This window comes from Lentisalinibacter salinarum (genome assembly GCF_040706555.1).
Classification (GTDB): domain Bacteria; phylum Pseudomonadota; class Gammaproteobacteria; order Steroidobacterales; family Woeseiaceae; genus Lentisalinibacter; species Lentisalinibacter salinarum.
In genome coordinates this window covers 1,463,442-1,487,448 of record NZ_JAPDRH010000002.1, presented here as the reverse complement: position 1 = coordinate 1,487,448, position 24,007 = coordinate 1,463,442, and the positions used below count along the sequence as shown (strand labels likewise).

Here is a 24,007-nt window from a genome sequence, read left to right as displayed (position 1 = left end):
GGGTAGTCGGGTATGGGCAGACGAGTCCGGGCGACGCTCAGGACACCTTGTCGGACGTACCGGACTTGTCGGGATCGTCGCGCGCGGGAATGGCGATCAGCTTGTCGCTGGAGCCGACGCGCTTGCCCATCAGCGTCTGTTCGCCCTTGACGATGAAGTCCTGGTCGAGGGTGAAGAACGACTGGCAGCTCTTGTCTGTGACGTAGATGGTGTCGGAAATGCCCACGGTCTTGTCGCCGTCCACGCCCCACATCCAGGGGATGATGTGGAAGCACATACCCTCTTCCAGGATGGTGCTGCTGCCCTGACGCAGGCTGCAGATGTAGCCCTCGTCCCAGCTCGGCGGGAAGGCAATGCCGATGGAGTAGCCCGAGCGCGTGATGAGGTTGGCACCCACCTGGTTGTCCTGGATGATGGCGCGGATCAGGTTGTCCGCGTCGGACACCGTCAGGCCCGGCCGGATGATGTTCTTCACCTCGCGCAGCGCGAGCTTCATGCGTTCCTGCGCCTGCAGCAGCGACGCCGTCATGTCGCCGAGCAGCACCGTGCGCATCATCGCCGTGTGGTAGCGCCGGTAGCAGCCGCCGACCTCCAGGAACACGTGCTCGCCCGGCTGCACCGTGCGGCCTTCCCAGGTGGCGTGGCCGATCATGGTGCGCGGTCCGGACGTCACGTAGGGCATCACCGCCGGCGGCTCGCCGCCTGCCCGGAACATGGCAGCCGAGACGGCCGCGCCGATCTCGTTCTCGGTGGCACCCGCCTCGACCGCCTCGTAACCGGCCTGCATGCCGGCCTCCGTGGCGGCAGCGGCCTTCTTCATCACCTCGATCTCGTATCCGGACTTTGTGATGCGGCCCTGCTCCACGATGCCGAAGCAGTCCAGCAGCCGTCCGTCCGTGAACGTGGTGTGGATGCTGTCCTGATGATAGGCCGGGAAGAAATAGCTGTTTCGCTCGTAGCCGATGTCCTTGCCGTTCAGCCCGAACTCGCGCAGAGACTCCACCAGCATCTGGATTGCGTCGCCGGTATCGGGATAGGGCCGCGTGCGCTCCACCCAGGTGCGGGCATGGATGTTCGACTCTTCCATGCCCCGGGTGATCATGAACGGCTCGTCCTCGAGCGGGACCACCAGCGCCTGGAAGAACGAGTACCCGGTGGTCTGATAGTCCGTGAGGTACATCAGGTTCTCCGGGTCGGTGATGACCACCGCGTCCAGGAGGCGTGCCTGCATACGCTCGCGCAGTTCCCTCAGACGGCGTTCGTACTCCTCGAACGGGAACGTCATATCGTCGCGCTGTCTCATGCGGCCTTCACCTCCACGGTCTGCGCCACGGCCTCGGAAAGGATGTCCAGGCCCTCCTGCAGGTCTTCCTGCGGGATCGTGAGCGGCGGGATGATCTTCAGGACCCGACCGCCGACGCCGCACTGGGTGATGATCAGCCCGGCCTCGAAGCACTTGGCCGTGATGGCCTTCGCGAGCTCCGGGTCGCCGGTGTCGAGCGCCTGCATCATGCCCTCGCCCCGGGCCTGCATCGTGGTGCCCTTCAGCGAGGCGCAGAGCTTCTCCACGTGATCGCGGATGTGCTTGCCCTTCTCGCGCACCTCTTTGAGGAACCTGTCGTCGTCGAAGTACTTCAGGCCCTCGACGCCGGCAACGAAGGACAGGCCCTGGCCGCGGAAGGTGCCCGTGTGCTCGCCCGGCTTCCAGTGCTTGTCGTGTTCCGGCTTGGCCAGGTTCATCGCCAGCGGCGTGCCGAAGCCGCCGATGCCTTTCGCCAGCGTGATGATGTCCGGGTCCAGGCCCATGCCGTCGAAGCTGAAGTAATTTCCGGTGCGCCCGCAGCCCGCCTGGATGTCGTCGATGATGAACAGGGCACCGAGATCCTTAGCCAGCTGCTGGGTGGCCTGCAGCCATTCCCGGCTGGCCACCTTCACGCCGCCCTCGGCCTGGATGGCCTCCACCAGGAAGGCGGCCGGCGGCTCCCAGCCGCTGGAGGGGTTCTCGAACAGGGCCCGCAGCCGGTCCACGGACTCCAGGCCGCAGCCGAGTTCGCAGCCCAGGCAGGTCTTCCGGCAGCCGAAGGGCTGGTGCACCACGTGCTCCAGCGGCACGCCGGCCGCGTTGCGGAAGTAGGAGTTCGACGTGCAGGCCAGCGAGCCCAGCGTCATGCCGTGAAAACCGTGGGTGTAGGCCACCACGCTGCGCCGGCCCGTTACCTTGCGCGCGAGCTTCAGGGCGAGCTCCACCGCGTTGGTGCCGGTGGGGCCCATGAACTGCAGCTTGTAGTCCCAGCCCCGCGGCTCGAGGATGGTGCCGACGAATTTCTCGATGAAGTTCCGCTTGGCGGTGGTGTAGAGATCGAGGCTGTGGGCGACGCCGTCGGACTGGATGTAGTCGATCAGCGCCTGCTTCATGTTCGGGTTGTTATGGCCGAAGTTCAGCACCCCGGCGCCGGCGAAGAAGTCGATGTAGGACTTGCCGTTCTCGTCCACCTGCCGCGCGTTGGAGGCGGACTTGAATACCGTCGGGTAGGTGCGGCAATAGCCGCGGATATCCGACTCCCATCTCTCGAAAACTTCCATCTGCTTCTCCCTGTTGGTTATCGCGCCACCATAGCATTCGCGGGGCGGCCTTTGAAATCGGTCGCGTCGCGCCTGGACCATCCGCCGCTGAAAAAGAAAACGGCCCCCGGAGCGAAGCTCCGGGGGCCGCGGGGTCGTCCCTGACCTGTCAGCGTCCCTTGCAGCCGTGCCTCAGGTGGCGCAGGCCGGCACCGCCGCGTAGTCGATGACCAGCGGCAGCGGCAGCGCGCCTTCGCTGCCGTCGGTGGCGGGGTCGCGGGCGATCACGTCGATCACCTCGCCGCCGCTGAACGTGGCGTCCGGGATCTCGATGGCCACCACGCTCTTGTCACCGGCCGGCGTCACGTAGACGTCGTAGATGCCGGGCGCGATGGACAGGATGCCGGTGTCCGCGCCGAAGGGGACGTCAGCGAAACTCGGCGTGACCGAAGCGTCGTTCAGGTCCGTGCCGTCCGCCAGCAGATACAGGTCCACGTCGCCGGTGCTCGGCGAGCCGTGGATCACCCGCAGCTTCGCCTCCGTGATCACGCTGCGCGTGTCGGTGGCGAGCGCCAGCGGCTGGATGGCCGGCGTGCCGGAAGACAGGAATCCTGTCACGATGGCGGTCGCCTCGGCGCCCTGCTCGGCGGTGAACGGGAAGTCCGTGGCTACCACGGAGTTGTCGGCGTTCGCAACGACGCTCACGGTGTACTCGCCCGGGGCCGGGACCGCGCCGATCTCGCAGAACTCGGTGAACGCATAGTCCACTGCGAGGGGCAGCGCCTCGTCGTTGGCGGTGGAGGTGTCATCCGCCAGGATGTCCACCGGCGGGGCATCCGGCGACGCGTGCACCGCGGTCACCGCCGCCGGCGTGTTCGCGTCCGGCAGGTCGGCGGCACCGGTGCCGTCCAGCACGACGAGCTGAATGGGCGTGGCGCCCGGACCCGTGTTCTCCACCGCGGCGATCAGAAGCTCCGCATCCGCGGCGACATCCAGTTCACCGGAATCGAACACGACCGTCCCCGGGTCGCCCGCCAGCGTGACGCGGACCTGATAAGTACCGGCAGGCACCTCCAGGCGGTCGCTCACGTCCTGGTAGGCCAGCGGCGTCGCGGCGATCGGCGCGCTGGCGGCGAGATTTGCGCCCGGCGTCGTCACGTAGACGTCGACCGGCGGTGCATCCGGCGCAGCATGCACGACCTGGGCGAAGAAGCTGCCCGGGGTCAGGGGCTGGTCGGTGGGATTCGCGATCACCAGCGGCCCAATGGGAGCGGCCACGTCGCCGACGGCGATGACCGTGTAGTCGGTGGCGAAGTCGAGTTCCAGCGTCTCGTCGATCACAATTGCGTTACCGCCGGGGATGATCGCCTCCACCTGGACGGTGGTGGTCTCCGCCACCGGCAGGAAGCCCGAACCCTCCGTATAGTCCACTTCGCTGAGCGCAGCCTGACCATTCACGAGGATATTCACTGCCGGCGCATCGGGCGAGGCGTGCAGTGCGCGCAGCTGGGGGGCGGTTGCGCATTCCAGCAGCTCCGTCGCCGTGACCTCGGAGGGGTCCAGCTCGTCGTTGCGGTTCGTATCGAGGCCGCTGTCCAGCGCGAGACCGCCGCCGGGGCAGTCGGCATCGCCCTTCGGGATTTCCCGGGTGGCCACGAGCGAATTGAATCCGTCCTGGCCGTCGACGCCGTCGGTACCGTCGTCTCCCTCGCAGCCGGCCAGCAGGAACGCTGCTGCCAGCAAGGAGGCCGTTGCAGTAGTCTTTCTCATTGTTTCTCTCCCTGAGATGACTGAGATACGTTGCGCAGGGAGATTCGACATGGCCGTAACAAGCCGATGCCGAAGCGTGTTTGACAAAATATGGACATCCGCAGGCAGGATGCGGGAAGACATGAGCAACAGAGCAGATACACAGCCGGAACGGAAGGTGCGCAGCTTCGTGCGGCGGGCCGGACGCATGACCCGGGCGCAGGAGCGGGCCTGGCGGGAACTCTGGCCTCGCTACGGCATCGACGCCGAAGAGCCGGCCGCCGTCGCTGCAGCCTTCCGCGGCGGCGCGCGTCTGGTGCTGGAGGTGGGCTTCGGCAACGGCGAGAGCCTGCTCGACCAGGCGGAGGACGACCCCGAGACACGCTACTACGGCATCGAGGTACACGAGCCGGGCATCGGGCACTGCCTGCTCGGCATCGAGCGCCGCGGCATCGACAACCTGCGGCTCCTGTGCGGCGATGCGCTCGAGATCATGGAAGCGATACCGGAGGGCAGCATCGCGCGTCTGAACCTCTACTTCCCGGACCCGTGGCCGAAGAAGCGCCACCACAAACGGCGTATCGTCGCGCCCCGCTTCCTGGATCTCGCCGCCCGGGTGCTCGCGCCCGGCGGCACGCTGCACATCGCCACCGACTGGGCCAGCTATGCCGAGCACATCGACGAGGTAGTGGCCACCGACCAGCGTTTCGAGCTTGTGGAGCGGCGCGAGCACGAGGGCGACCGTCCGCTCGCCCGGCCGCGTACGAAGTTCGAGCACCGCGGCCTGCGGCTCGGCCACGGAATCTGCGATTGGATATACCGGCTGCGGTAGCGGGCGACGCCGGACGCTAGACGAAGGCCAGTATGCCGTCCACCACGTACTGGACGGCGAGCGCCACCAGCACCACGCCGAGCAGCCGGCTGACCACGTTGGCTCCGGTCACGCCCAGGACGCGCATGATGGGATTGGTGAGCAGCATCATCACCAGGGTGATGGCCAGCACGACGAACACCACCGCCAACAGCAGGGCGACGCTCACGATGTCGTCCTCCGCGTCACCCAGGAGCAGCAGCAGGGTGGCCAGCGCGCCGGGGCCGGCGATCAGCGGGAACGCCAGCGGGAATACGGAGATGTCGTCCCGGTAGCGGGCCTCCTCCTGCTCACGGATGGTGGCCGAACGCAGTCCGGATTCCCTGGCGAACACCATGTCTACCGAGACCATGAACAGCAGGAGGCCGCCGCCGATGCGGAACGCATCGACGCTGATGCCGAGTATCTTCAGCAGCTGTTCGCCGGCCAGTGCGAAACCGAGGAAGATGAGCGCGGAGATGCTCACCGCCTTCACCGCCATGCGCCGCCGGAATCCGGGCGCGCCGCCGCGCGTCAGCGCGCCGAACACGGGTATCAGCGTCACCGGCTCGATGACGACGAACATGACCACGAAATTCTTGAGCAGCTGCTCGATCACGCCTGCGCGCCTTGTGGACCATCCTGATTGCAGCGCCGCCGGAATGGTCTGAGTATGATTCAGGTATCGTGTGAGAGGGCGCCTTCCCCGGAGAGGCGCGATCATACAAGGCAGCGGTGGAGGTTGCACGACATGGCTACCGAATTCCCTGCCATCGGCCACTGGTACCGCCGGCCGAACGGCAGACTGTTCGAGATCGTCGCCATCGACGATGCCGACGGCACGCTGGAGATCCAGTACTTCGATGGCACCCTTGGGGAGATCGACCTGGAGACCTGGCCGGATCTCATCCTGGAGCCCGTCGACCCGCCGGAAGACACGTCCGGCTCCCTGGACATGGACTTCGACGACGACGAGGCCGAAGGCGAGGGCGCCGGGCGGAGGGACTGGCTGGGGAGTCTGGATTACGTGGAGTGAGCGGCCGGATCCGGCACGGTGACCACGACGCACCCCTGCTCCACCTCCACCGGCAGGCGGTACAGCGACTTGCCCGGGCACGGACCCGCCACACACACCCCGCTGTCCAGCTCGAACGTCGCACCGTGTGACGCACAGATGATATGACCGCCGTCCCCGGTGAGGAACCGGTGCGGCTGCCAGTCCAGCGGGTGGCCGGCATGCACGCAGTAGTTCCGGTAGGCCCAGACCTCGTCGCCGCGGCGCACCACGAACCCCCTGAACGGCCAGTCGCCCCCTCCCACCGAGAAGCCGCGGCTGCCCGGATCCGCCAGCTCGTCGAGCCGGCAGACCTCCTTCCTGACTTCTCTTGGGCTCATCGGGCCGTTATGCTGGGCCGTTGAACCATCCATCGGACTGTCTGCATGGGATTCCCTACCGCCGACGATGCCGAAGCCGCATTCTATCGCGCGTTCTCGTTCTGCGACCTGGAGGCCATGCGCGAGATCTGGTGCAGGGACTCCGATGTCACCTGCATCCACCCGCTGAGCGCGCCGCTGACCGGCTACGACGCCATCATCCGCAGCTGGGAGCAGATATTCCGCAACATGGGGCCCACCCGCATCCTGAGCGAGCAGCTGCATCGCAGCAACTGGCAGGAGGCCGCGCTGCACGTGGTGAAGGAACACTTCGAGGTGCAGGGCGGAGGCACGACGCCGGTGATCGCCACCAACGCCTACCGCCTCACGACCGACGGCTGGCGGATGGTGCTGCACCACGGCTCGCCCTCGCAGCGCCCGTCGAACGGCACGCCGCCCACCGCCAGCCGCCGCACGCACTGACCGGTCATGTAGGAGGGCCTTCAGGCCCGATCTGCCACGCCTCCCGGCGATGGCAGCTGTCTCGGATTCCTTGTCACCAGCCCGAACAACGGCCGCAGCAGAACCGAGCGACGGATCACGAACTCGTGGAGCACATAGCAGCCGGCGACCGTCACCGCGAGCAGCAGCATCGGCTCGACGACCGGACCCAGATCCAGTTTCGAAAGGCGGTAGCCCGCGATCACCGTGATGGTTTGGTGGAGGATATACCAGGGGTAGACGGCCTCGGTCGCATACGGAAGCCATCGCATGGGCCGATTGAGCCATGCATGCCCCCAGCCGAGTATGGCGGCGATCCATACCCAACGATTCAGATAGGTGACGGAGAGCGCGATCGGGAACAACCCACGCTCGGTATCCCCGTCGAAGGCATTGGCGACGACATGGAAAGTGGGGAACAGGATCAGCCCCAGCAGCAGGTTCACGCGACGAAGCCTGGCAAGCTCCATCCAGATGCCGCTATCCCGGCCTAGCAGGAAACCGTACAGAAAATACGTCCCGTACATCACGTGGGCGTAACCGTCGTCGATCAGCGCATGGCTGACATAGGGGAATCGGGGGAATACCAGGTAGCCCAGGCCGATCAGCGGCAGAACCGGTATCACGATCACCCAGATGCCGCGCAGGCCTCGGAAGCCGCGAACCAGTTTCCGGCCCGGCCCGTCGAGCAGTATGGCGATCGGCAGTAACAGGAGCGTGTAGAACAGCAGATAGGGCAGGTACCACAGATGATTCCACGTCCAGGTGATTTCGGCAGCGCCCTCGTACGCCTCGGCCGGGACATCACCGAACGTCAGATACATGCCCATGAAGCGCCAGAAACCGGGTTCGATGGCTCCCTTCGAGACCGCCTCGAGATAGGCCTGGGGCGCGACGATCACGGCCATGCCGAAGGCCAGCGGCAGCCCCAGGCGCCAGAGTCGCCTTCGGGCAAGACGCAATGGCGAGTATTTACCCCAGACGAAACTGAGTGCCAGTCCGGATATCAGGAAAATCAGCGGCATACGCCACTGATTGACGAACATCATCGGCAATTGCAACCCCTCCGCCTGGTAACCGGACTTCACGTGCCAGTTCCAGTCGGCCACGTAGAACATGCCGACGTGGTAGATGATCAGAAGACTGAAGGCCAGGACCCGTAAGGCATCGACGTCGTGGCGACGGGCGAGACGCGCTGCGGGAACGACTGCGCCATGGTCATTGCTGGACATGCCGGACTCCTCGTGAATCAGAAAGCGGGATAAGGGTGCGACGACGCCGGGGCAAACAGGAGACGGGAGTGACGATCCGACCCGATTTTGTGACGAACGGCGGATGGCGGGGACGAACGGCGGGGGCCACCCCGGGCGTGGCCATGGGATTGCGCAGGCTTTTACCGGACAATGGTGACCGTGACCCTTGAACGCTACATGGCACAGCGACGCTATTGGGAGGTGGGGCTCTGGGCGCTCGCCATACTCGTCATGTTCTGCGCCAACCTGGGCATCGTGCTTTACGACAGCGCGCGCCTGGGACTCCCTGATCGGGGCTGGGAGCTTCTCGTCTGGGAGGCTACGAGCCACGCGGCGGTCGCAACGCTGATACCGCTCGTGCTCCTGTTCGATCGCCTCGTGCCGATACGTCCCGGAAACTGGCTGCCGGCACTGGCCGCCCACGCAGGATTCTCGGTGGTTTTCTCGCTCCTTCACGTCAGCCTCATGTACTGGGCCCGTGTCGCCATCTATCGCGCGGTCGATAACGGCGAGAGCTACCGCTGGGACAATTGGTGGGCCGAGTTCGGCTACGAATATCTCAAGGACTTTCGCGCCTACGCGCTACTCCTGATACTCCTCTACCTGTATCGCTTCATCCTGCGGCGGCTGCAAGGCGAAGCGGGATTCGTAGCCGAGGGCCCGGAGGAGTCGCAAGCGCTGCCGGTCACGGATCGCTTCCTCGTGAAGAAGCTGGGCAGGGAGTTTCTCGTCCGCGTCGGAGACATCGACTGGATCGAAGGGAGCGGCAACTACGTCAACCTTCATGTGGGCAAACGGGTCTATCCGCTGCGGGAGACGATGACCCACATCGCCGAACGGCTTGCTGCCCGGGGTTTCCGGCGTGTACACCGCAGCGCGGTAGTCAATCTGGATCGCATCGCAGGTATCGTGCCACTCGAGAGTGGCGACGGGGAACTGGAACTGGTGACCGGCGACACCGTCCCGGTGAGCCGGCGCTATCGCAAGGAGCTGCGGGATCAGCTGATCGGCGAGACACAGGTGGATCCGGCCTGATGGTTGGGCCTGAGCGTCGGGCCTGTAGGCCCTCCTACGTGCGACGCTCACGCCTCGCGATGACGATCGCCAGCACGATGGCCGGTACGCCCATCACCGCTGCATAAAGGAAGAACGCCGGGTAGTCCCAGGTATCGACGACGATGCCCGAGAAACCGCTCAGGAACTTGCCCAGCAGGGTCATGAGCGAGGAGAACAGGGCGTACTGGGTGGCGGTGTAGCCCGGGCTGGTGAGGTTCGACAGGTAGGCGATGAACACGGAACCCGCGAATCCCGCCGAGAGGTTGTCCGCCGAGATCGTGACCACCAGCATGCCCAGCTCCGGCCCGAGTGTGGCGAGCCAGGCGAACAGCAGGTTGGTCACCGACACCAGCACCGCGCCGGGCAACAGCATCTTCACGGCGCCGTAGCGCACCACCAGCGCGCCGCCGATGGCCGCACCCAGTATGGTCATGCCGATGCCGAAGACCTTGGCGATGGCCGCGATCTGCTCCAGCGTGAAGCCGAGGTCCAGGTAGAAGGGGTTGGCCATGCTGCCCATGACGAGGTCGCTGATGCGGTAAACGGAGATGAATGCCAGGATCACCAGGCTGAACAGGCCGGCCTTCCTGAAGAAGTCGAGGAACGGGCAGACCACGGCGCCGAAGAACCAGCGCCCGGCCGCGCCCATGCTGCGCGTCTCCGGCACCATCCGGGCGATCGTCTCCAGGTAATCCCGCTCGCGCGCACGCACCACCTCCGGGTCCACCTCCGGCTCGCCGATGGCGAGCACCGTGACGATACCCACTCCCACCAGCGCGGCCATGGTCAGGTAGGCGGCCGGCCACGAGGCGTCACTCGCGATGAACAGCGCGCCGGCGCCGGAGGCCAGCAGGGCGAGCCGGTAGCCCGTCTGGTAGGCGCCGGCCATCGGGCCCTGCATGCGCTCGTCCACGGCCTCGATGCGCCAGGCGTCGATGGAGACGTCCTGGGTGGCCGAGGAAAAGGCGACCAGCAGGGCGAGCCAGGCCATCTGCGTGAGGTTCACCGCCGGGTCGGTGAATGCCATGCCGACGAGGCCCGCCGCGATGCCGATCTGGCCGGCCAGCATCCAGCTGCGCCGCTTGCCCAGGAGCCGCGTCGCGACGGGGATGGACAGCCGGTCGATCAGCGGCGACCACAGGAATTTCACCGAATAGGTGATGCCGATCCAGGCGAAATAGCCGATGGCCGTGCGGCTGGTGCCCGCCTGGGTCAGCCAGGCCCCCAGCGTGGAGAACACCAGCAGGAACGGCAGCCCGGCCGAGAAGCCGAGGAACAGCATGGCGACGACCCGCGGCCTGAGGTAGGCGGCGGCGGAGTCGCGCCAGCCGGTGCCCGGCGCATGGCGGCCCGGCACGTCGGCGGCGGACTCGCGCTCAGCCGGCAAGATCCAGCTCGTAGTCGATGGTCAGCGGGGCGTGGTCGGAGAAGCGCTCCTCCCGGTAGACGTCGGCCTGGCGGATGCGCGGCGCGAGCCCGGGGGTGATCACGTGATAGTCGATGCGCCACCCCACGTTCTTCTCCCAGGCCCGTCCCCGGTTCGACCACCAGGTGTACTCGCCCTCGTTGGGGTTCACCACCCGGAACGCGTCGACCAGTTTCACCCGGTCGAACACGTGGTCGAGCCAGGCCCGCTCCTCGGGCAGGAAGCCGGAGTTCTTCCGGTTGGAGCGCCAGTTCCTGAGGTCGATCTCCCGGTGGGCGATGTTCCAGTCGCCGCACAGGATGTATTCATTGCGCCGGCGCCGGAGGCGTTGCAGGTGGGGCAGGAAGTGATCCAGGAAGCGGTACTTTGCCGCCTGGCGCTCGTCGCCGGAGGAGCCGGACGGCAGGTACACCGAAGCCACCGCCACGCCCTCGAGCTGCACTTCGAGGTAGCGGCCCTCGCGGTCGAACTCCTCGATGCCGAGGCCGCGGACGATGCGCTTCGGCTCGTGGCGCGAGTAGATCGCAACACCGCTGTAACCTTTCTTCTCGGCGTCCTCGTAGTAACAGTGATAGCCGGCCGGGTGGAACACCTCGTCCTCCAGCTGGTGCAGCTGGGCCTTGGTCTCCTGGATGCAGACGACGTCCGGGTTGCGCCGCGGCAGCCAGTCGAAGAAACCCTTCCTCGCGGCGGCGCGGATACCGTTGGCATTCAGACTCATGACCCGGAACAATGCATCACTCCCGTCGGCGCGCCGGCGCGGCAGCGGCCGCCCCGGCTGTGTCATACTTGGAGGCAGGGTCGCAGAGACCCCGCCGGCACGGCGCGAATGATATCAAGAGCCCCTCCGGGGAAGGCAGTATGCGGTCCTGGCAGAGAGAATTCCTTGAGCTGGCGCTCGAGCTGGAAGTGCTGAAGTTCGGCTCTTTCAAGCTGAAGTCCGGCCGAATGAGCCCGTATTTCTTCAATGCCGGCCTGTTCAACACCGGCTATGCCGCGGCCAAGCTGGGGCGCTGCTACGCCTCGGCTATCGCGAACTCGGACGTGGAGTTCGACCTGCTGTTCGGGCCCGCCTACAAGGGTATCCCGCTGGCCACGCTGGCGGCCGCGGCGCTGGCCGAGCACCACGACATCGACGTGCCCTACTGCTTCAACCGCAAGGAAGCGAAGAGCCACGGCGAGGGCGGCAACACCATCGGCGCGCCGCTGGAGGGCCGGGTGCTCATCGTGGACGACGTCATCACGGCGGGCACGGCCATCCGCGAGGCGGTCGAGATCATCCGCGACAGCGGGGCGACGCTCGCGGGCGTGGTGATCTCGCTGGACCGCCAGGAGCGCGGCACGGGCGAGCGCTCCGCCGTGCAGGAGGTGGAGCGCGTGCTGAAGGTACCGGTGCTGAGCCTCATCACGCTGTCGGACCTGATCACCCATCTCGAGGAGACGCCGGGTCAGCGCAAGCACCTGCGCGCAGTCATGGACTACCAGCGCCAGTATGGTGTAGAACCGGATCAGAGCTGACAGGGAACCGCCCGCAGCGGCCGGTCAGGGATGTGCCAAAACCGCGAACCAGTTCCGGTCCGGTCTCGGCACGATAATATGTAATACGGACATGACCAAGGCAGCTCCCATAGCACTCGCGACACTCGCGGTCGTCCTCCTCACGGGCGCCGGCGAGGAGAGGCGCACCTATAGCTGGACCGACGACGAGGGCGTCACCCATTACGGTGACAAGGTGCCGCCGGAATACCGTGACCAGAAGAAGCGCATCCTCAACGAACAGGGCGTGACCGTCGGGGTGATCGAGGGCAAGAAGACGCCCGAGGAACTCGCGCTGGAGGCAAAGCGGCGCGAGATGGAAGCCGAGAAGGAGAAGCGCCGGCGGGCGGACAAGGTGCTGCTCTCCACCTATCTCTCGGTGGAAGAGCTGGAGATGCACCGCGACCGGCGGCTGGAATTGCTGCGGGCGCAGCAGAAGGTGGCCGAACTCTACCTGCGCAACCTGCGCCGGCGCATGGTCTCGCTGCAGGAGGAGGCCAGCAACTACAAGCCCTACACCATGGAACCCGACGCCGAGATCATCCCGCCGGACCTGGCCGAGGATCTCTCCGACACGAAGGACCGCATCAACCGCCAGGAAGCGCAGCTGGCCGAGCACCGCCGGGAAGCGGACCAGCTCGAGCAGAAGTTTGCCCAGGACATCTCGCGCTTCCGCGCCCTGAAGGGATACTGACGCAGGCTCAGCTGCGGCCCGAGTGGCCGAATCCCCCCTCTCCCCTCTCGCTCTCGTGGAACTCGTCCACGATGTCGAACGCCACCTGCTCCACGGGCACGAACACCATCTGGGCGATGCGGTCGCCGGGCTCGATGACATAGGGCTCCCTGCCGCGATTCCAGCAGGAGACGTAGACCTGGCCCTGGTAGTCGGAGTCGATCAGCCCCGTCAGGTTGCCGAGCACGATGCCGTACTTGTGGCCGAGGCCGGAGCGCGGCAGCAATACCGCCGCCAGGCCGGGATCGCCGATGTGGATGGCCAGCCCGGTCGGCAGCAGCTCCGTCTCGCCCGGACCCAGCGTCAGCGGCTGGTCGAGGCAGGCTCGCATGTCCAGCCCTGCCGAACCGTCGGTGGCGTAATGAGGCAGCGGGAACTCGCCGCCGAGGCGATCGTCCAGGATCTTCAGCTCGACTCGTCTCACCGAACAGGTCTCACAAAACCGATCTTACGAACCGGCCTTGCGCACGGGGGTGATGCGCCCCGGCTGGGTCTCGCCGAACATGTTCTGATAGCGATTCATGATCAGCGCCATCAGCCCCCGCGCCAGCCGCTTCTTGTCGGTGCGAGCGAACTCGCGCTCACCGCCGTTCCAGAAGACCGTCACCGCGTTCTCGTCCGTGTCGAAGCCCAGTTCGCCGCCCACGCGGTTGGCCACGATCATGTCCAGCCCCTTGCCGGTGAGTTTGCCGCGGGCGTTCTCCTCCAAGTTCTCGGTCTCGGCGGCGAAGCCGACGGTGAAGGGCCGACCCTCCGCCCGTGCCACCTCGGCCAGCGTGTCCGGCGCGCGCACGAGATCCAGCTGCATGCGTTCGCCGGTCTTCTTCATCTTCTGTTCGCTGCGTTGGGCCGCCTGGTAGTCCGCAATGGCCGCCGCGCCCACGTAGATATCGGTCCGGGGCAGCAGCTCCCGCACCTTGCCGAGCATCTCCTCGGCCGTCTCGACGTCGTGGCGCTCCACCCAGGGCGGGGTGTCCAGCGCCACCGGCCCGGCCACCAGCCGGACGCGGGCGCCGGCCGCGGCAGCCGCCTCCGCCAGCGCAAAGCCCATCTTGCCGGAGCTGCGGTTCGACAGGAAGCGCACCGGATCCAGCGGCTCGCGGGTGGGTCCGGCGCTGATCAGGATGCTCACGTCGCTCAGCGGTCCGGCGGGTTGCTCGAACGGCAGCGCCGCCACAATGTCGGCCGGCTCGAGCATACGGCCGGGTCCCGTCTCGCCGCAGGCCTGGTCGCCCTCGGCGGGACCGAGCAGGCGGATGCCGCGGCCGAGCAGCGTCTGGCGGTTCTGCTGAGTGGCGTCGTTGGCCCACATCAGGCGGTTCATCGCCGGCGCGAGCACGATGGGGGCCTCGGTGGCCAGGCACAGTGTGGAGAGCAGATCGGGCGCCTGGCCGTGGGCGAGCCGAGCCATGAAGTCCGCCGTGGCCGGCGCCACGAGGACCAGGTCGGCCCAGCGCGCGAGCTCGATGTGCCCCATGGCCGCCTCGGCCTCGAGGTCCCAGAGGTCCGTACGCACCGGCCTGCCGGAGACCGCCTGGAAAGTGAGCGGCGTGACGAACTGCTGCGCGCCGGCCGTCATCACCACCTGGACCTCGAGTCCGCGGGCGGTGAGCCGGCGCACGATCTCCGGCGACTTGTAGGCGGCGATGCCGCCGGTGACGCCCAACAGAATCTGCTTCATGGCCGAGAACCTCCGGTCGACGGACCGAGCTTAGCCTGCCGTCCGGGTGCGTGGCTACCGGCGGCGTCCGCCCTAAGTGCCGCCCGCGTCCATAAACGGGACGCGCAGCGGCAGCCGTCGCCGCCGAAGATGGCGCTCGGCTACGGGGTAGGGAGGAGAACTGCCGTGGGAATCCGGGACTGGCCGCAGGAGGAGCGGCCCAGGGAGAAACTGCTGGCCGACGGTGCGGAAACGCTGACCAACGCCGAACTGCTGGCCGTGGTACTCGGCGGCGGCGGGCCGGGCGTCGATGCCGTGGCTCTGGCCCGTCGGCTGCTCGGCGCGCACGGCGGGCTGCGCGCGCTGCTGCACGCGGAGTGCGGGGCGCTGACCACGATGCCCGGGCTGGGCGCGGCCCGCACCGCCCGCCTCAAGGCGGCCGCGGAACTCGCCCGGCGCTACTTCGGCGAGAAGGTGAAGCCCGGGCGCACGATCAGCGGGCCCGCGGACACCTGCGAATACCTCATCGCACGCCTGCGCGACCAGCCCCAGGAAGTGTTCTGCTGCCTGTTCCTGGACAACCGCCATCGGGTCATCCGCTTCGAGGAGATGTTCCGCGGCACGGTGGACGGCACCAGCGTGTACCCGCGGGAGGTCGTGCGGCGGGCCCTGGCGCTGAACGCCGCCGCGGTGATCCTGGCCCACAATCACCCCTCCGGCGTCGCCGAGCCGAGTCAGGCGGACGAATCCATCACCCGGCGGCTGAAGGCCGCCCTGGACCTGGTGGACATCCGCATGCTGGACCACCTGGTGGTGGGCGACGGCCTGGCCACCTCTCTCGCGAGCCGCGGCCTGCTGTAAGGCCCGGTTTCTCTTGCCTAAAGCGGCGCCTGCTGGTATAAATACCGCCCTTCCGCCGGCCCCGCGCCGGCGTATTTTTCGTGATTTCAGGAACTTGAGGCCATGTCCAAGGTTTGCCAGGTGACTGGGAAGCGGCCCATGAGCGGCAACAACGTCTCCCATGCCCATAACAAGACCCGCCGGCGCTTTCTGCCGAACCTGCACACCCATCGCTTCTGGCTGGAAAGCGAGCAGCGATTCGTGAAGCTGCGCGTCTCCAGCAAGGGCATGCGCATCATCGACAAGCGGGGCATCGACGACGTGGTCGCCGAGCTCCGCGCCCAGGGCCAGAAGGTCTAGGGCCAGACCGGAGGGTTATAGCCATGCGTGAGAAGATCCGCCTCGTCTCTTCGGCCGGCACGGGCCATTTCTACACCACGACGAAGAACAAGCGCCTGCATCCGGAGAAGATGGAAACAAAGAAGTTCGATCCGGTCGTCCGCAAGCACGTGACGTACAAGGAAGCCAAGATAAAGTAGGCGGCTTCCCGCACCGGATACAAAAAACCCGCCGGTCGGCGGGTTTTTTGTGCCTGTCTGCCGCGTCTGCGGTCAGGCGGGTTGCGGCGCCATGGCATAGCCGCGGAGCGTGCGGGCGAAGTCCTGCAGCGCCTTGATGCCGCTCGCCTCCGCCTCGTTGCACCACTGACGCAGCTGCGCCACCAGCTTGTCGTTGCTGACGTTCGTCGCTCCGCTCCACAGTTCGCGCAGACGCTCACGGAACTGATACACCGTGGCCAGCCGCGGATTGCGCGCGAGCAGCGACTGCAGCCGGTCCTGCGCCGCCTCGTCCAGCAGCGCCGGCTGGCGCACCACCAGCCGCTTCGCCCGGCGCCAGAGCGGGTCGTCGCCCTTCTGGCGGCGGAACTCGGGCAGGGTCACCTGCCGGGTATAGTCCCGCAGCACGTGCATGCGGTTGACGATCACGGCGCGCAGCGTCTCGATGTCGACGTTCTCCGCAGGCTCCGCCACCACGGGCTTCGGTGCCACTTTCTTCACCTTCGCCAGCCCGAGGGAGCGGAAGATCGTGATGTACATCCAGCCGATGTCGAATTCCCAGGGCCGCACCGAGAACTTGGCCGAGGTCGGAAAAGCGTGGTGGTTGTTGTGCAGTTCCTCGCCGCCGAGCAGCAGCCCCCAGGGCACGATGTTCGTGGCGGCGTCGTCACACTCGAAATTGCGGTAGCCGGAGTGATGGCCCACGCCGTTGATGACGCCGGCGGCGAACAGCGGCATGGAAACCAGCGAAGTGGCGATCAGGATGATGCCCGGCACGCCGAAAAGCAGCAGGTCGAGCACGATCAGCAGGATGATCCCGCCGTAGGGGAAGCGCGTGTAGACGTTGCGCTCCATCCAGTCGTCCGGGCAGCCGCGCCCGTACTTGCGGATGGTCTCCTCGTTGCCGGTCTCTTCCCGGTAGAGCTCCGCCCCCTCCAGCAGCACCTTCTTCAGGCCGAAGACCTTCGGGCTGTGGGGGTCGCCCTCCGTCTCGCAGAAGGCGTGGTGCTTGCGGTGCACGGCCACCCATTCGCGGGTGAGCATGCCCGAAGTCATCCAGATCCAGAAGCGGAAGAAATGGCGCAGCGCGGGATGCAGGTCCAGCGACCGGTGAGCCTGGTCGCGATGCAGATACAGCGTCACCGCCATCATGGTGATCTGCACCATGACGAAACCGGCGAGCACGTAGCCCCAGAAAGAGAGGCCCAGCAGGCCGTAGGCGTAATTCAGTAGTAATTCCATTCGTCGGTATACCTGTCGGAATGCCGTGACGGGACGCCCACTATAACGGACCCCCTGCCGGCGAAAAAGGAGCGGTTCACACTCGGGGCAAACACGCGGAAACGGTTTGGACCGCCTTCGCAGGATTTGGTGCCTTCGCGGGTGAATTTCAATAACATGACCGCCCCGATTCAGCACCGCTGGAGCGTGGACCGCGCCCCGCCCGTGGGGGGGCAGGTCCCTCTGTCCGCCATGCCCGAATTGCCCGAAGTCGAGACCACCCGACGCGGCGTGGAGCCCCATCTGGCCGGCCGGCGTATCGCCGCGCTCAGTGTGCGCGACCCCAGGCTGCGCTGGCCCGTGGCGCCGGACATCGCGGCTAGGGCGCAAGGGCAGCGCATCACGGCCGTGGACCGACGCGCCAAGTACCTGCTGATCCGGCTGGAGAGCGGGAGCCTGATGCTGCACCTGGGCATGTCCGGCAGCCTGCGCATCGTGCCCGCGGAGGCGCCGCTGCGTACCCACGATCATCTGGAGCTGGTCCTGGACGACGGTCACCGGCTGCGTTTCCACGACCCGCGGCGTTTCGGCTCCCTGCACTGGGTGCCGCACGGGACCCAACATCCGTTGCTGGCGCGGCTGGGGCCGGAACCGCTGGAAGAGGCGTTCGACGGCGCCTGGCTGCGGCGGGCCTTCGCCGGCAGGCGGGCGGCCGTGAAGACGGCCCTGATGGACGCCCGTGTGGTCGTCGGCGTCGGCAACATCTACGCCAGCGAGGCACTGTACCGGGCGGGCATCCACCCGTCCCGTCCCGCGGGCCGCATCTCGCGACAGCGGCTGGACCGCCTGGCTGATGCCGTGAAGTCCGTTCTGTCCGAGGCCATTGCCGCGGGCGGCACCACGCTCAGGGACTTCTACGGCGGCGACGGCGAGCCGGGCTATTTCCGGCAGAGCCTGTCGGTCTACGGGCGGGCCGGCGAGCCGTGCCCGGACTGCGGCGAACCGGTCAGGCAGCGGGTGATCGGTCAGCGTTCCAGCTACTACTGCCCGCGCTGCCAGCGATAGCGTCGACGGCGACCGGCCGGAAGATTCTAGTTGGCGGGCCTGCGCTCGAGCAGGGCCTTCTCCACCACCGGCGAGACGAACTCGCCCACGTCGCCGCCCAGCATGGCGATCTCGCGCACCAGGCTGGAAGATATGTAGGTGTAGCGCTCCGTAGGCGTCAGGAACACGGTCTCCACCTCGTCGGTGAGATGGCGGTTCATGTTCGCGAGCTGGAACTCGTACTCGAAATCGGAGACGGCGCGCAGGCCGCGGATGATGGCGCCCAGGTCGTGCTGGCGGGCGAAATCGATGGTGAGTCCCTCGTAACCCATCACCTCGACGCCGGGGATGTCGGCCAGGACGGCCTCCGCCAGCGCCACACGCTCGTCCAGGTCGAACATGGGCCGCTTGCCCGGGTTGGCGGCGATGGCCACGACGATGCGGTCGAATATCCGCGACGCCCGACGCACCAGGTCCTCGTGGCCGCGCGTGACGGGATCGAAAGTCCCCGGGTACATGGCGGCGATGCTCATAGCGCTCCCCCAGTCGGCTCGGTCCTGCCGAGCAGCACGAATCTCACATTGCCGGCGGTCTTCTCCCGCCGGGTCTCGAGGCCCGGCGGCAGCCGGGGCGGCGAGCGGCGGTCGTGCTCCAAGTACACCAGAGCGTCGTCGGCCAGCCAGCCGCGGCCTGCGAGAAGTGTACACAATTCGTCGAGCCGGCCGTGACCGTAGGGCGGGTCGAGGAACACGACGTCGAACGGCTCCGGCTCGCCGCCGGCCAGCAGACGGTAGGCATCCGCGGCCAGCACCCGGCAGCCGCCGGCTACCAGCGTATTCAGGCTGTTCTCGATGGCGCGGGCGAGGCGGCGGTCGCGCTCGACGAACAGGGCGGAGGCGGCGCCCCGGGACAGGGCCTCGATGCCCAGGATGCCGGTGCCGGCGAACAGATCCGCCACCCGGCTGCCGGCGAGCTGCGGCCGCAGCCAGTTGAACAGCGTCTCGCGGATGCGGTCGGTGGTCGGCCTGAGTCCTTCGGCCTCGGCGACGGGCAGGCGGCGGCCGCGCCAGCGCCCGCCGATGATGCGGACGCTGCCCGGCGGACGCCGGTCGCCGCGCTCAGGCCGCCGCGCCATGGCCGCAACCGCTGCGGGGCATCCGGAGATGGAGGTGTGCTGCTAAGATGTCGCGCTCCGGGCGGGGGTCCGCGGACAGGATACCGCGGCGGCATGCACTGACAACGAGGCACATGAAAGACGCTGCAGACAAGGCCGGCCGCAAGGGCTTCCTCAAGCGGCTGCGGGAGCGGCTGAACCGGGGCGACTCCTGGCTCACCTACGACCTCGCGAACCTGTTCCCCGGCGGCAGGATCGACGAGGACGCGCTGGAGGAGCTCGAGACCCGGCTGGTGATGGCCGACGTCGGCGTCGAGACCAGCATGCAGATCATCGACTCCCTGCGGAGGAAGCTCGCCCGCAAGGAGTTGAAGGACCTGGAGGCGCTGCTGCGCGGCCTGCGCGATGCCATGCTGGACATACTGCGCCCGGTGGAGGTGCCGCTGGAGGTGCCGGACGCGCCGCGTCCGTGGGTGCTGCTGATGGTCGGGGTGAACGGCGCCGGCAAGACAACCAGCATCGGCAAGATCGCGAAGCGTCTCGGCGACCAGGGCCTCGCGGTGATGCTGGCGGCGGGCGATACCTTCCGGGCCGCCGCCGTCGAGCAGCTGCAGGCCTGGGGCAAGCGCAACGGCGTGCCGGTGGTGGCGCAGCAGACCGGCGCAGACCCGGCGGCCGTGGCCTACGACGCCTGGGCGGCGGCGAAGGCCCGCGGCACCGACGTGCTGATCGCCGATACCGCCGGCCGGCTGCAGAGTCAGGGCGGCCTCATGGACGAACTCGGCAAGATCGCCCGGGTGCTGGGCCGCCAGGACGAGACCGCGCCTCACGAGGTGATGCTGGTGCTCGACGCCGGGCTCGGCCAGAACGCGCTGTCCCAGGCGGAGAAATTCAGCGCCGCCGTGAAGGTCACGGGCATCACGGTCACCAAGCTCGACGGCAGTGCCAAGGGGGGCGTGGTACTCGGCATCGCCAACCGCCTCGGCATCCCCATCCGCTACATCGGCGTCGGCGAGGGCATGGACGATCTGCAGCCCTTCGATGCCGAGGAATTCGTGGACGCCCTGCTGGACCTGGGAGGCGGCGCAGCGCAGTGATTCACCTGGAGAACATCACCAAGCGCTATGCCGGCCACGATGCGCTGCAGCGCCTCACGCTGGACGTGGACGCCGGCGAGATGGTCTTCGTCACCGGGCATTCCGGCGCGGGCAAGAGCACGCTGCTGAAGCTGATCGCGCTCATCGAGCGGCCCACCCGGGGCCGCATCGTGGTGAACAACCAGGACCTCGCCAAGGTGGGCCGCCGCCGCATCCCCCGCTACCGGCGCGACATCGGCATGGTTTTCCAGGACCACAAGCTGCTGTTCGACCGTAACGTATTCGAGAACGTGGCGCTGCCGCTGATCATCACCGGCACCGGCAAGCGCGAGATCGGCCGTCGGGTGCGTGCCGCACTGGATCAGGTGGGACTGCTGCGCCGCGAGAAGCAGATGCCGGAGACCCTGTCCAGCGGCGAGCAGCAGCGGGTGGGCATCGCCCGGGCCATCGTGGGCCGGCCAACGCTGCTGATCGCCGACGAACCCACCGGCAACCTGGATCCGGAACTCTCGCTGGAGATCATGCGCCTGTTCGAGCGCTTCAACGACGTGGGCGTGACGCTGATGATCGCCTCCCACGACCTGCACCTGATCGGCGGCATGGGCCACCGGCGTATCGTCCTGGACAACGGCATGCTGGCCGGCGAAACCGGCGACGAGGAACCGGACGGCCCGGCCTGGCTCAAGGAGACGCGCGGCAATGGCGGCAACGGCTGAGCGGCGCACGGGCGGGCCCGGCACGTGGCTGGCCCGGCACGGGGAGACGGCGGTGGCCGCGCTCGGGCGGCTGGCCGCACAGCCCCTGTCGACGCTGCTGACGGTGCTGGTGATCGCCATCACGCTGGCGCTGCCCGCCGGCCTGCACCTGGGCGTGAAAAACGCCGCGCAGCTCTCCGGCGGCTGGGAGAGTGCGGTGGACTTCTCGGTGTACCTGGACATGGGCACCGCCGAGGACGATGCCCGCCGGCTCGCCGGCATCATCGAAAGTCGGGCCGACGTGGAGCGCGTGGAGTTCATCAGCGCCACCGAGGCGCTGGCCGATTTCAAGGCGGGATCCGGCTTCGGCGACGCGCTGGATGCGCTCGACGACAACCCGCTGCCTCACACGCTGGTGGTGCGCCCCGCCGTCGCCGGCAACGACTCACTCATCGAGTTGCTGCGCGAGGAACTCGCAAACCTGCCCGAGACCGACCTGGTGCAGCTCGACACGGCGTGGGTGCAGCGCTTCAACGCCACGCTGGACCTGATCCGGCGGGTGATCCTGATCACCGCGCTGCTGCTGGGCGCGGCGGTGATCATCGTCATCGGCAATACCATCAGGCTGGACATCCAGAACCGCCGGGACGAGATCGTAGTGACCAAACTGATCGGCGCCAGCGCCGGATTCATCCGCCGCCCGTTCCTCTACTCGGGCCTCTTGTACGGCATCGGCGGGGGCCTGCTGGCGCTCGTCCTGGTCGCGGTCTCGCTGTGGCTGACCTCGGACGGGGTAGCGCGGCTGGCCGGCCTCTACGGCAGCGGTTTCCGGCTGAGCGGGCTGGACTGGCGGGAGAGCCTGACCGTGCTCGGCACGGGGGCGTTCCTCGGCTGGTTCGGCTCCTGGTTCGCCGCCGCCCGTCACATGCGGCGCATCGAGCCCCGCTGATCGGCGGAGGCGGCCAGCGCGGCGAGCACCGTGCGCACGATGCCCTCCACCGCCTCGCGGGAGGGACGGCCCCGGCAGATCACGCGGATGCCCCACAGGTTGTTGACGAGGAATGCGGCGGTGGCATCGGCGTCGAGCCTGGGGTCGAGCTCGCCGGTCTCGCTCGCGCGCCTGAGCGCCCGGCCGAACAGCGTCTCGATACGACGCAGACCGCCCACGAGTTCCCCCTGGACCTCCGGGTCGTGGTGGGAATACTCGAGCATTGCGTTCACCATCAGGCAGCCGCGGTGCCTCGGGTCGTCGAGGGTCTCGTCGACCAGCGCCAGGAAGAACTGCCGGATCGCCTCCAGGGGTGAATCGGCCTCACGCAGGGACTCGCGGAGGCGCTCGGCGGAATCGGCCTGGTAGGCCTTCAGCACTTCCAGGAACATGCCCTTCTTGCTGCCGAACGCGGCGTACAGGCTGCCGGGCTTCAGACCGGTGGCCTGGACCAGGTCGCTGACGGAGGTGCCCCGGTAGCCGCGCTGCCAGAAAACCTCCGTGGCCCGCTCGATGACCTCCGTCCGGTCGAAAGATGGTGGTCGTGGCATGGTCTCCGCCCTTAAAACCCCCGTTCAGTCATGATGTTACCTATTCTTGAATAAGTATTCAATAATGTGCTATGATTCTGGCCGTGAGATGGTGCCGGCGGGCACGGGAAAACAAGTCCCGCAGCATCCGGCGGACGGCGGAACGCGAATATCCCGTCGGGAAGCGCAGGATCGGGCGCCAGTCGTTTAGCACTCCAGAGATGTGAGTGCTAATATTTTGAATGCAAGTCCTGACCGGGAAAGGTAGGGAATAAGGAAATGACGACAGCTTTGGCTCGCAGAGAACAGGAAATGATGCTCGCCGGTCCGGTGGGCAGCCTCGACGCCTACATCCAGGCCGTCGGCTCCGTACCTGTGCTCAGCAAGGACGAGGAGCAGGCGCTCGCGCGGCGTTTCCGGGACGATGAAGACCTGGACGCCGCCCGTTCGCTGGTGCTGGCGCACCTGCGCTTCGTGGTGCACATCGCGAAGGGCTACATGGGTTACGGCCTGGCGCTGAACGACCTGATCCAGGAAGGCAACGTCGGCCTGATGAAGGCGGTGAAGCGCTTCGACCCCGACGTGGGCGTGCGCCTCGTGTCGTTCGCCGTGCACTGGATCCGCGCGGAAATCCACGAGTTCGTGCTGCGCAACTGGCGTGTGGTCAAGGTGGCCACCACCAAGGCCCAGCGCAAGCTGTTCTTCAATCTGCGCCGCTCCAAGAAGAACCTCGCCTGGCTGTCGGCGGAGGAGACCGCAGCGGTGGCGGAGGACCTGGGCGTCAGCACCGCCGAAGTCACCGAGATGGAGAAACGGCTGGCAGCCCGTGACAGCACGTTCGACCTGCCGGTGGACGACGAGGAGGCCTACACGCCCGCCCACTATCTGCCGAGCCCGGATGCCGATCCGGCGGTGCTCGTGGAAGGCGAGGACTGGGAGCAGGAGACCTCGGGCCGTCTTGTGGAGGCGCTGAACGCGCTCGACGAGCGCAGCCGGCACATCCTCGAGAGCCGCTGGCTCAGCGAGGAGAAGATGACCCTGCAGGATCTCGCGGACCACTACGGCGTCTCCGCCGAGCGCATCCGTCAGATCGAGAGCGCGGCCATCAAGAAGCTGAAGACCCGCATGGGGGTCTGAGGCCTATCGCCGGGCCCGGACGGTTAACGAGACCAGCGAAGACGGCGCCTGCGGGCGCCGTTTTTCGTTGGCGTGAGCGGCCTG

The 24,007-nt window shown here is 67.2% G+C and carries 28 protein-coding genes; 14 read left to right on the top strand and 14 right to left on the bottom strand.

What is annotated here, in order from left to right:
- Window positions 1–37: 37 nt before the first annotated feature.
- The 3 genes from doeA to ACJMKZ_RS10005 all read right to left on the bottom strand — a co-directional run bounded on the left by doeA (window position 38) and on the right by ACJMKZ_RS10005 (window position 4,332).
- A complete protein-coding gene (doeA, locus tag ACJMKZ_RS10015; protein ID WP_405233043.1) occupies window positions 38–1,303 on the bottom strand; it encodes an ectoine hydrolase in 1,266 nt (421 codons plus the stop codon).
- Window positions 1,300–2,583, bottom strand: a complete 1,284-nt coding sequence (locus ACJMKZ_RS10010; protein WP_405233042.1) for an aspartate aminotransferase family protein — start codon at window positions 2,581–2,583, stop codon at window positions 1,300–1,302. The genes doeA and ACJMKZ_RS10010 overlap by 4 nt, the downstream gene beginning before the upstream one ends.
- A 171-nt stretch (window positions 2,584–2,754) precedes the next feature.
- Window positions 2,755–4,332, bottom strand: a complete 1,578-nt coding sequence (locus ACJMKZ_RS10005) for a DUF4397 domain-containing protein (protein WP_405233041.1) — start codon at window positions 4,330–4,332, stop codon at window positions 2,755–2,757.
- Window positions 4,333–4,453: 121 nt separating this feature from the next.
- On the opposite strand from ACJMKZ_RS10005, the gene trmB reads away from it, so the two are divergent.
- Window positions 4,454–5,143, top strand: coding sequence for a tRNA (guanosine(46)-N7)-methyltransferase TrmB (gene trmB / locus ACJMKZ_RS10000; RefSeq protein ID WP_405233040.1), 690 nt, complete (start codon window positions 4,454–4,456; stop codon window positions 5,141–5,143).
- Between the two features lie 16 nt (window positions 5,144–5,159).
- Here trmB and ACJMKZ_RS09995 read toward each other — a convergent pair whose 3' ends face one another.
- Window positions 5,160–5,780: a MarC family protein gene (locus tag ACJMKZ_RS09995; RefSeq protein ID WP_405233039.1), complete on the bottom strand. Its 621-nt coding sequence runs from the start codon at window positions 5,778–5,780 to the stop codon at window positions 5,160–5,162.
- A gap of 132 nt (window positions 5,781–5,912) precedes the next feature.
- On the opposite strand from ACJMKZ_RS09995, the gene ACJMKZ_RS09990 reads away from it, so the two are divergent.
- Window positions 5,913–6,197 (top strand): DUF6763 family protein, encoded by a 285-nt coding sequence (locus ACJMKZ_RS09990; RefSeq protein ID WP_405233038.1) that lies wholly within the window; start codon window positions 5,913–5,915, stop codon window positions 6,195–6,197.
- On the opposite strand, the gene ACJMKZ_RS09985 is transcribed toward ACJMKZ_RS09990, so the two are convergent.
- Window positions 6,185–6,556 carry a Rieske (2Fe-2S) protein gene (locus tag ACJMKZ_RS09985; protein ID WP_405233037.1) on the bottom strand — a complete coding sequence of 124 codons (372 nt, stop codon included), beginning with the start codon at window positions 6,554–6,556 and terminating at the stop codon, window positions 6,185–6,187. The two genes, ACJMKZ_RS09990 and ACJMKZ_RS09985, sit on opposite strands and share 13 nt — an antisense overlap.
- A gap of 45 nt (window positions 6,557–6,601) precedes the next feature.
- Between ACJMKZ_RS09985 and ACJMKZ_RS09980 the strand changes: the two genes are divergently transcribed.
- On the top strand, window positions 6,602–7,018 hold the full coding sequence (locus tag ACJMKZ_RS09980; RefSeq protein ID WP_405233036.1) for a nuclear transport factor 2 family protein: 417 nt from the start codon (window positions 6,602–6,604) through the stop codon (window positions 7,016–7,018).
- A gap of 20 nt (window positions 7,019–7,038) precedes the next feature.
- Here the strand turns inward: ACJMKZ_RS09980 and ACJMKZ_RS09975 are convergent, their stop codons facing one another.
- The gene (locus tag ACJMKZ_RS09975; RefSeq protein ID WP_405233035.1) at window positions 7,039–8,268 is read right to left on the bottom strand and encodes an acyltransferase family protein; all 1,230 of its coding nucleotides are present in this window, start codon (window positions 8,266–8,268) and stop codon (window positions 7,039–7,041) included.
- 198 nt (window positions 8,269–8,466) lie between these two features.
- On the opposite strand from ACJMKZ_RS09975, the gene ACJMKZ_RS09970 reads away from it, so the two are divergent.
- Complete coding sequence (locus ACJMKZ_RS09970) at window positions 8,467–9,324, top strand: LytR/AlgR family response regulator transcription factor (protein ID WP_405233034.1); 858 nt, start codon at window positions 8,467–8,469, stop codon at window positions 9,322–9,324.
- 34 nt (window positions 9,325–9,358) lie between these two features.
- On the opposite strand, the gene ACJMKZ_RS09965 is transcribed toward ACJMKZ_RS09970, so the two are convergent.
- Window positions 9,359–10,732, bottom strand: a complete 1,374-nt coding sequence (locus ACJMKZ_RS09965; RefSeq protein ID WP_405233033.1) for an AmpG family muropeptide MFS transporter — start codon at window positions 10,730–10,732, stop codon at window positions 9,359–9,361.
- Complete coding sequence (locus tag ACJMKZ_RS09960; protein WP_405233032.1) at window positions 10,722–11,558, bottom strand: exodeoxyribonuclease III; 837 nt, start codon at window positions 11,556–11,558, stop codon at window positions 10,722–10,724. Before ACJMKZ_RS09960 ends, ACJMKZ_RS09965 begins: the two co-directional genes overlap by 11 nt.
- Window positions 11,559–11,632: 74 nt before the next feature.
- On the opposite strand from ACJMKZ_RS09960, the gene pyrE reads away from it, so the two are divergent.
- Entirely contained in the window at window positions 11,633–12,289 is a 657-nt protein-coding gene (gene pyrE / locus ACJMKZ_RS09955; RefSeq protein WP_405233031.1) for an orotate phosphoribosyltransferase, read from the top strand.
- Between the two features lie 91 nt (window positions 12,290–12,380).
- Window positions 12,381–13,001, top strand: a complete 621-nt coding sequence (locus tag ACJMKZ_RS09950) for a DUF4124 domain-containing protein (RefSeq protein ID WP_405233030.1) — start codon at window positions 12,381–12,383, stop codon at window positions 12,999–13,001.
- 7 nt (window positions 13,002–13,008) lie between these two features.
- Here ACJMKZ_RS09950 and dut read toward each other — a convergent pair whose 3' ends face one another.
- Both dut and coaBC read right to left on the bottom strand, forming a co-directional pair.
- Complete coding sequence (gene dut, locus ACJMKZ_RS09945; protein ID WP_405233029.1) at window positions 13,009–13,464, bottom strand: dUTP diphosphatase; 456 nt, start codon at window positions 13,462–13,464, stop codon at window positions 13,009–13,011.
- Window positions 13,465–13,488: 24 nt separating this feature from the next.
- Window positions 13,489–14,721, bottom strand: coding sequence for a bifunctional phosphopantothenoylcysteine decarboxylase/phosphopantothenate--cysteine ligase CoaBC (gene coaBC / locus ACJMKZ_RS09940; protein ID WP_405233028.1), 1,233 nt, complete (start codon window positions 14,719–14,721; stop codon window positions 13,489–13,491).
- A 165-nt stretch (window positions 14,722–14,886) separates the two neighbouring features.
- Between coaBC and radC the strand changes: the two genes are divergently transcribed.
- The 3 genes from radC to rpmG all read left to right on the top strand — a co-directional run bounded on the left by radC (window position 14,887) and on the right by rpmG (window position 16,079).
- The gene (radC, locus tag ACJMKZ_RS09935; protein ID WP_405233027.1) at window positions 14,887–15,561 is read left to right on the top strand and encodes a RadC family protein; all 675 of its coding nucleotides are present in this window, start codon (window positions 14,887–14,889) and stop codon (window positions 15,559–15,561) included.
- Between the two features lie 102 nt (window positions 15,562–15,663).
- Complete coding sequence (gene rpmB / locus ACJMKZ_RS09930) at window positions 15,664–15,900, top strand: 50S ribosomal protein L28 (protein WP_405233026.1); 237 nt, start codon at window positions 15,664–15,666, stop codon at window positions 15,898–15,900.
- Between the two features lie 23 nt (window positions 15,901–15,923).
- A complete protein-coding gene (rpmG, locus tag ACJMKZ_RS09925; RefSeq protein ID WP_405225747.1) occupies window positions 15,924–16,079 on the top strand; it encodes a 50S ribosomal protein L33 in 156 nt (51 codons plus the stop codon).
- A 72-nt stretch (window positions 16,080–16,151) separates the two neighbouring features.
- On the opposite strand, the gene ACJMKZ_RS09920 is transcribed toward rpmG, so the two are convergent.
- Window positions 16,152–17,339 carry a DesA family fatty acid desaturase gene (locus tag ACJMKZ_RS09920; protein ID WP_405233025.1) on the bottom strand — a complete coding sequence of 396 codons (1,188 nt, stop codon included), beginning with the start codon at window positions 17,337–17,339 and terminating at the stop codon, window positions 16,152–16,154.
- A gap of 231 nt (window positions 17,340–17,570) precedes the next feature.
- On the opposite strand from ACJMKZ_RS09920, the gene mutM reads away from it, so the two are divergent.
- On the top strand, window positions 17,571–18,383 hold the full coding sequence (gene mutM / locus ACJMKZ_RS09915; RefSeq protein ID WP_405233169.1) for a bifunctional DNA-formamidopyrimidine glycosylase/DNA-(apurinic or apyrimidinic site) lyase: 813 nt from the start codon (window positions 17,571–17,573) through the stop codon (window positions 18,381–18,383).
- A gap of 26 nt (window positions 18,384–18,409) precedes the next feature.
- Here mutM and coaD read toward each other — a convergent pair whose 3' ends face one another.
- Both coaD and rsmD read right to left on the bottom strand, forming a co-directional pair.
- The gene (coaD, locus tag ACJMKZ_RS09910; RefSeq protein ID WP_405233024.1) at window positions 18,410–18,895 is read right to left on the bottom strand and encodes a pantetheine-phosphate adenylyltransferase; all 486 of its coding nucleotides are present in this window, start codon (window positions 18,893–18,895) and stop codon (window positions 18,410–18,412) included.
- Window positions 18,892–19,497, bottom strand: coding sequence for a 16S rRNA (guanine(966)-N(2))-methyltransferase RsmD (gene rsmD / locus ACJMKZ_RS09905; protein WP_405233023.1), 606 nt, complete (start codon window positions 19,495–19,497; stop codon window positions 18,892–18,894). The genes coaD and rsmD overlap by 4 nt, the downstream gene beginning before the upstream one ends.
- A gap of 113 nt (window positions 19,498–19,610) precedes the next feature.
- Here rsmD and ftsY point away from each other — a divergent pair, with 113 nt between their 5' ends.
- From ftsY to ftsX, 3 genes are read left to right on the top strand one after another with little or no spacing between them, the layout of a single operon-like run.
- On the top strand, window positions 19,611–20,573 hold the full coding sequence (ftsY, locus tag ACJMKZ_RS09900; RefSeq protein WP_405233022.1) for a signal recognition particle-docking protein FtsY: 963 nt from the start codon (window positions 19,611–19,613) through the stop codon (window positions 20,571–20,573).
- Window positions 20,570–21,289 carry a cell division ATP-binding protein FtsE gene (gene ftsE, locus ACJMKZ_RS09895; RefSeq protein ID WP_405233021.1) on the top strand — a complete coding sequence of 240 codons (720 nt, stop codon included), beginning with the start codon at window positions 20,570–20,572 and terminating at the stop codon, window positions 21,287–21,289. The genes ftsY and ftsE overlap by 4 nt, the downstream gene beginning before the upstream one ends.
- Complete coding sequence (ftsX, locus tag ACJMKZ_RS09890) at window positions 21,273–22,217, top strand: permease-like cell division protein FtsX (protein WP_405233020.1); 945 nt, start codon at window positions 21,273–21,275, stop codon at window positions 22,215–22,217. Before ftsE ends, ftsX begins: the two co-directional genes overlap by 17 nt.
- Here the strand turns inward: ftsX and ACJMKZ_RS09885 are convergent.
- Window positions 22,190–22,807 (bottom strand): TetR/AcrR family transcriptional regulator, encoded by a 618-nt coding sequence (locus ACJMKZ_RS09885; protein ID WP_405233019.1) that lies wholly within the window; start codon window positions 22,805–22,807, stop codon window positions 22,190–22,192. The genes ftsX and ACJMKZ_RS09885 overlap by 28 nt on opposite strands.
- 258 nt (window positions 22,808–23,065) lie before the next feature.
- Here ACJMKZ_RS09885 and rpoH point away from each other — a divergent pair, with 258 nt between their 5' ends.
- Window positions 23,066–23,923, top strand: a complete 858-nt coding sequence (rpoH, locus tag ACJMKZ_RS09880) for an RNA polymerase sigma factor RpoH (RefSeq protein WP_405233018.1) — start codon at window positions 23,066–23,068, stop codon at window positions 23,921–23,923.
- The last annotated feature ends 84 nt before the right edge of the window (window positions 23,924–24,007 follow it).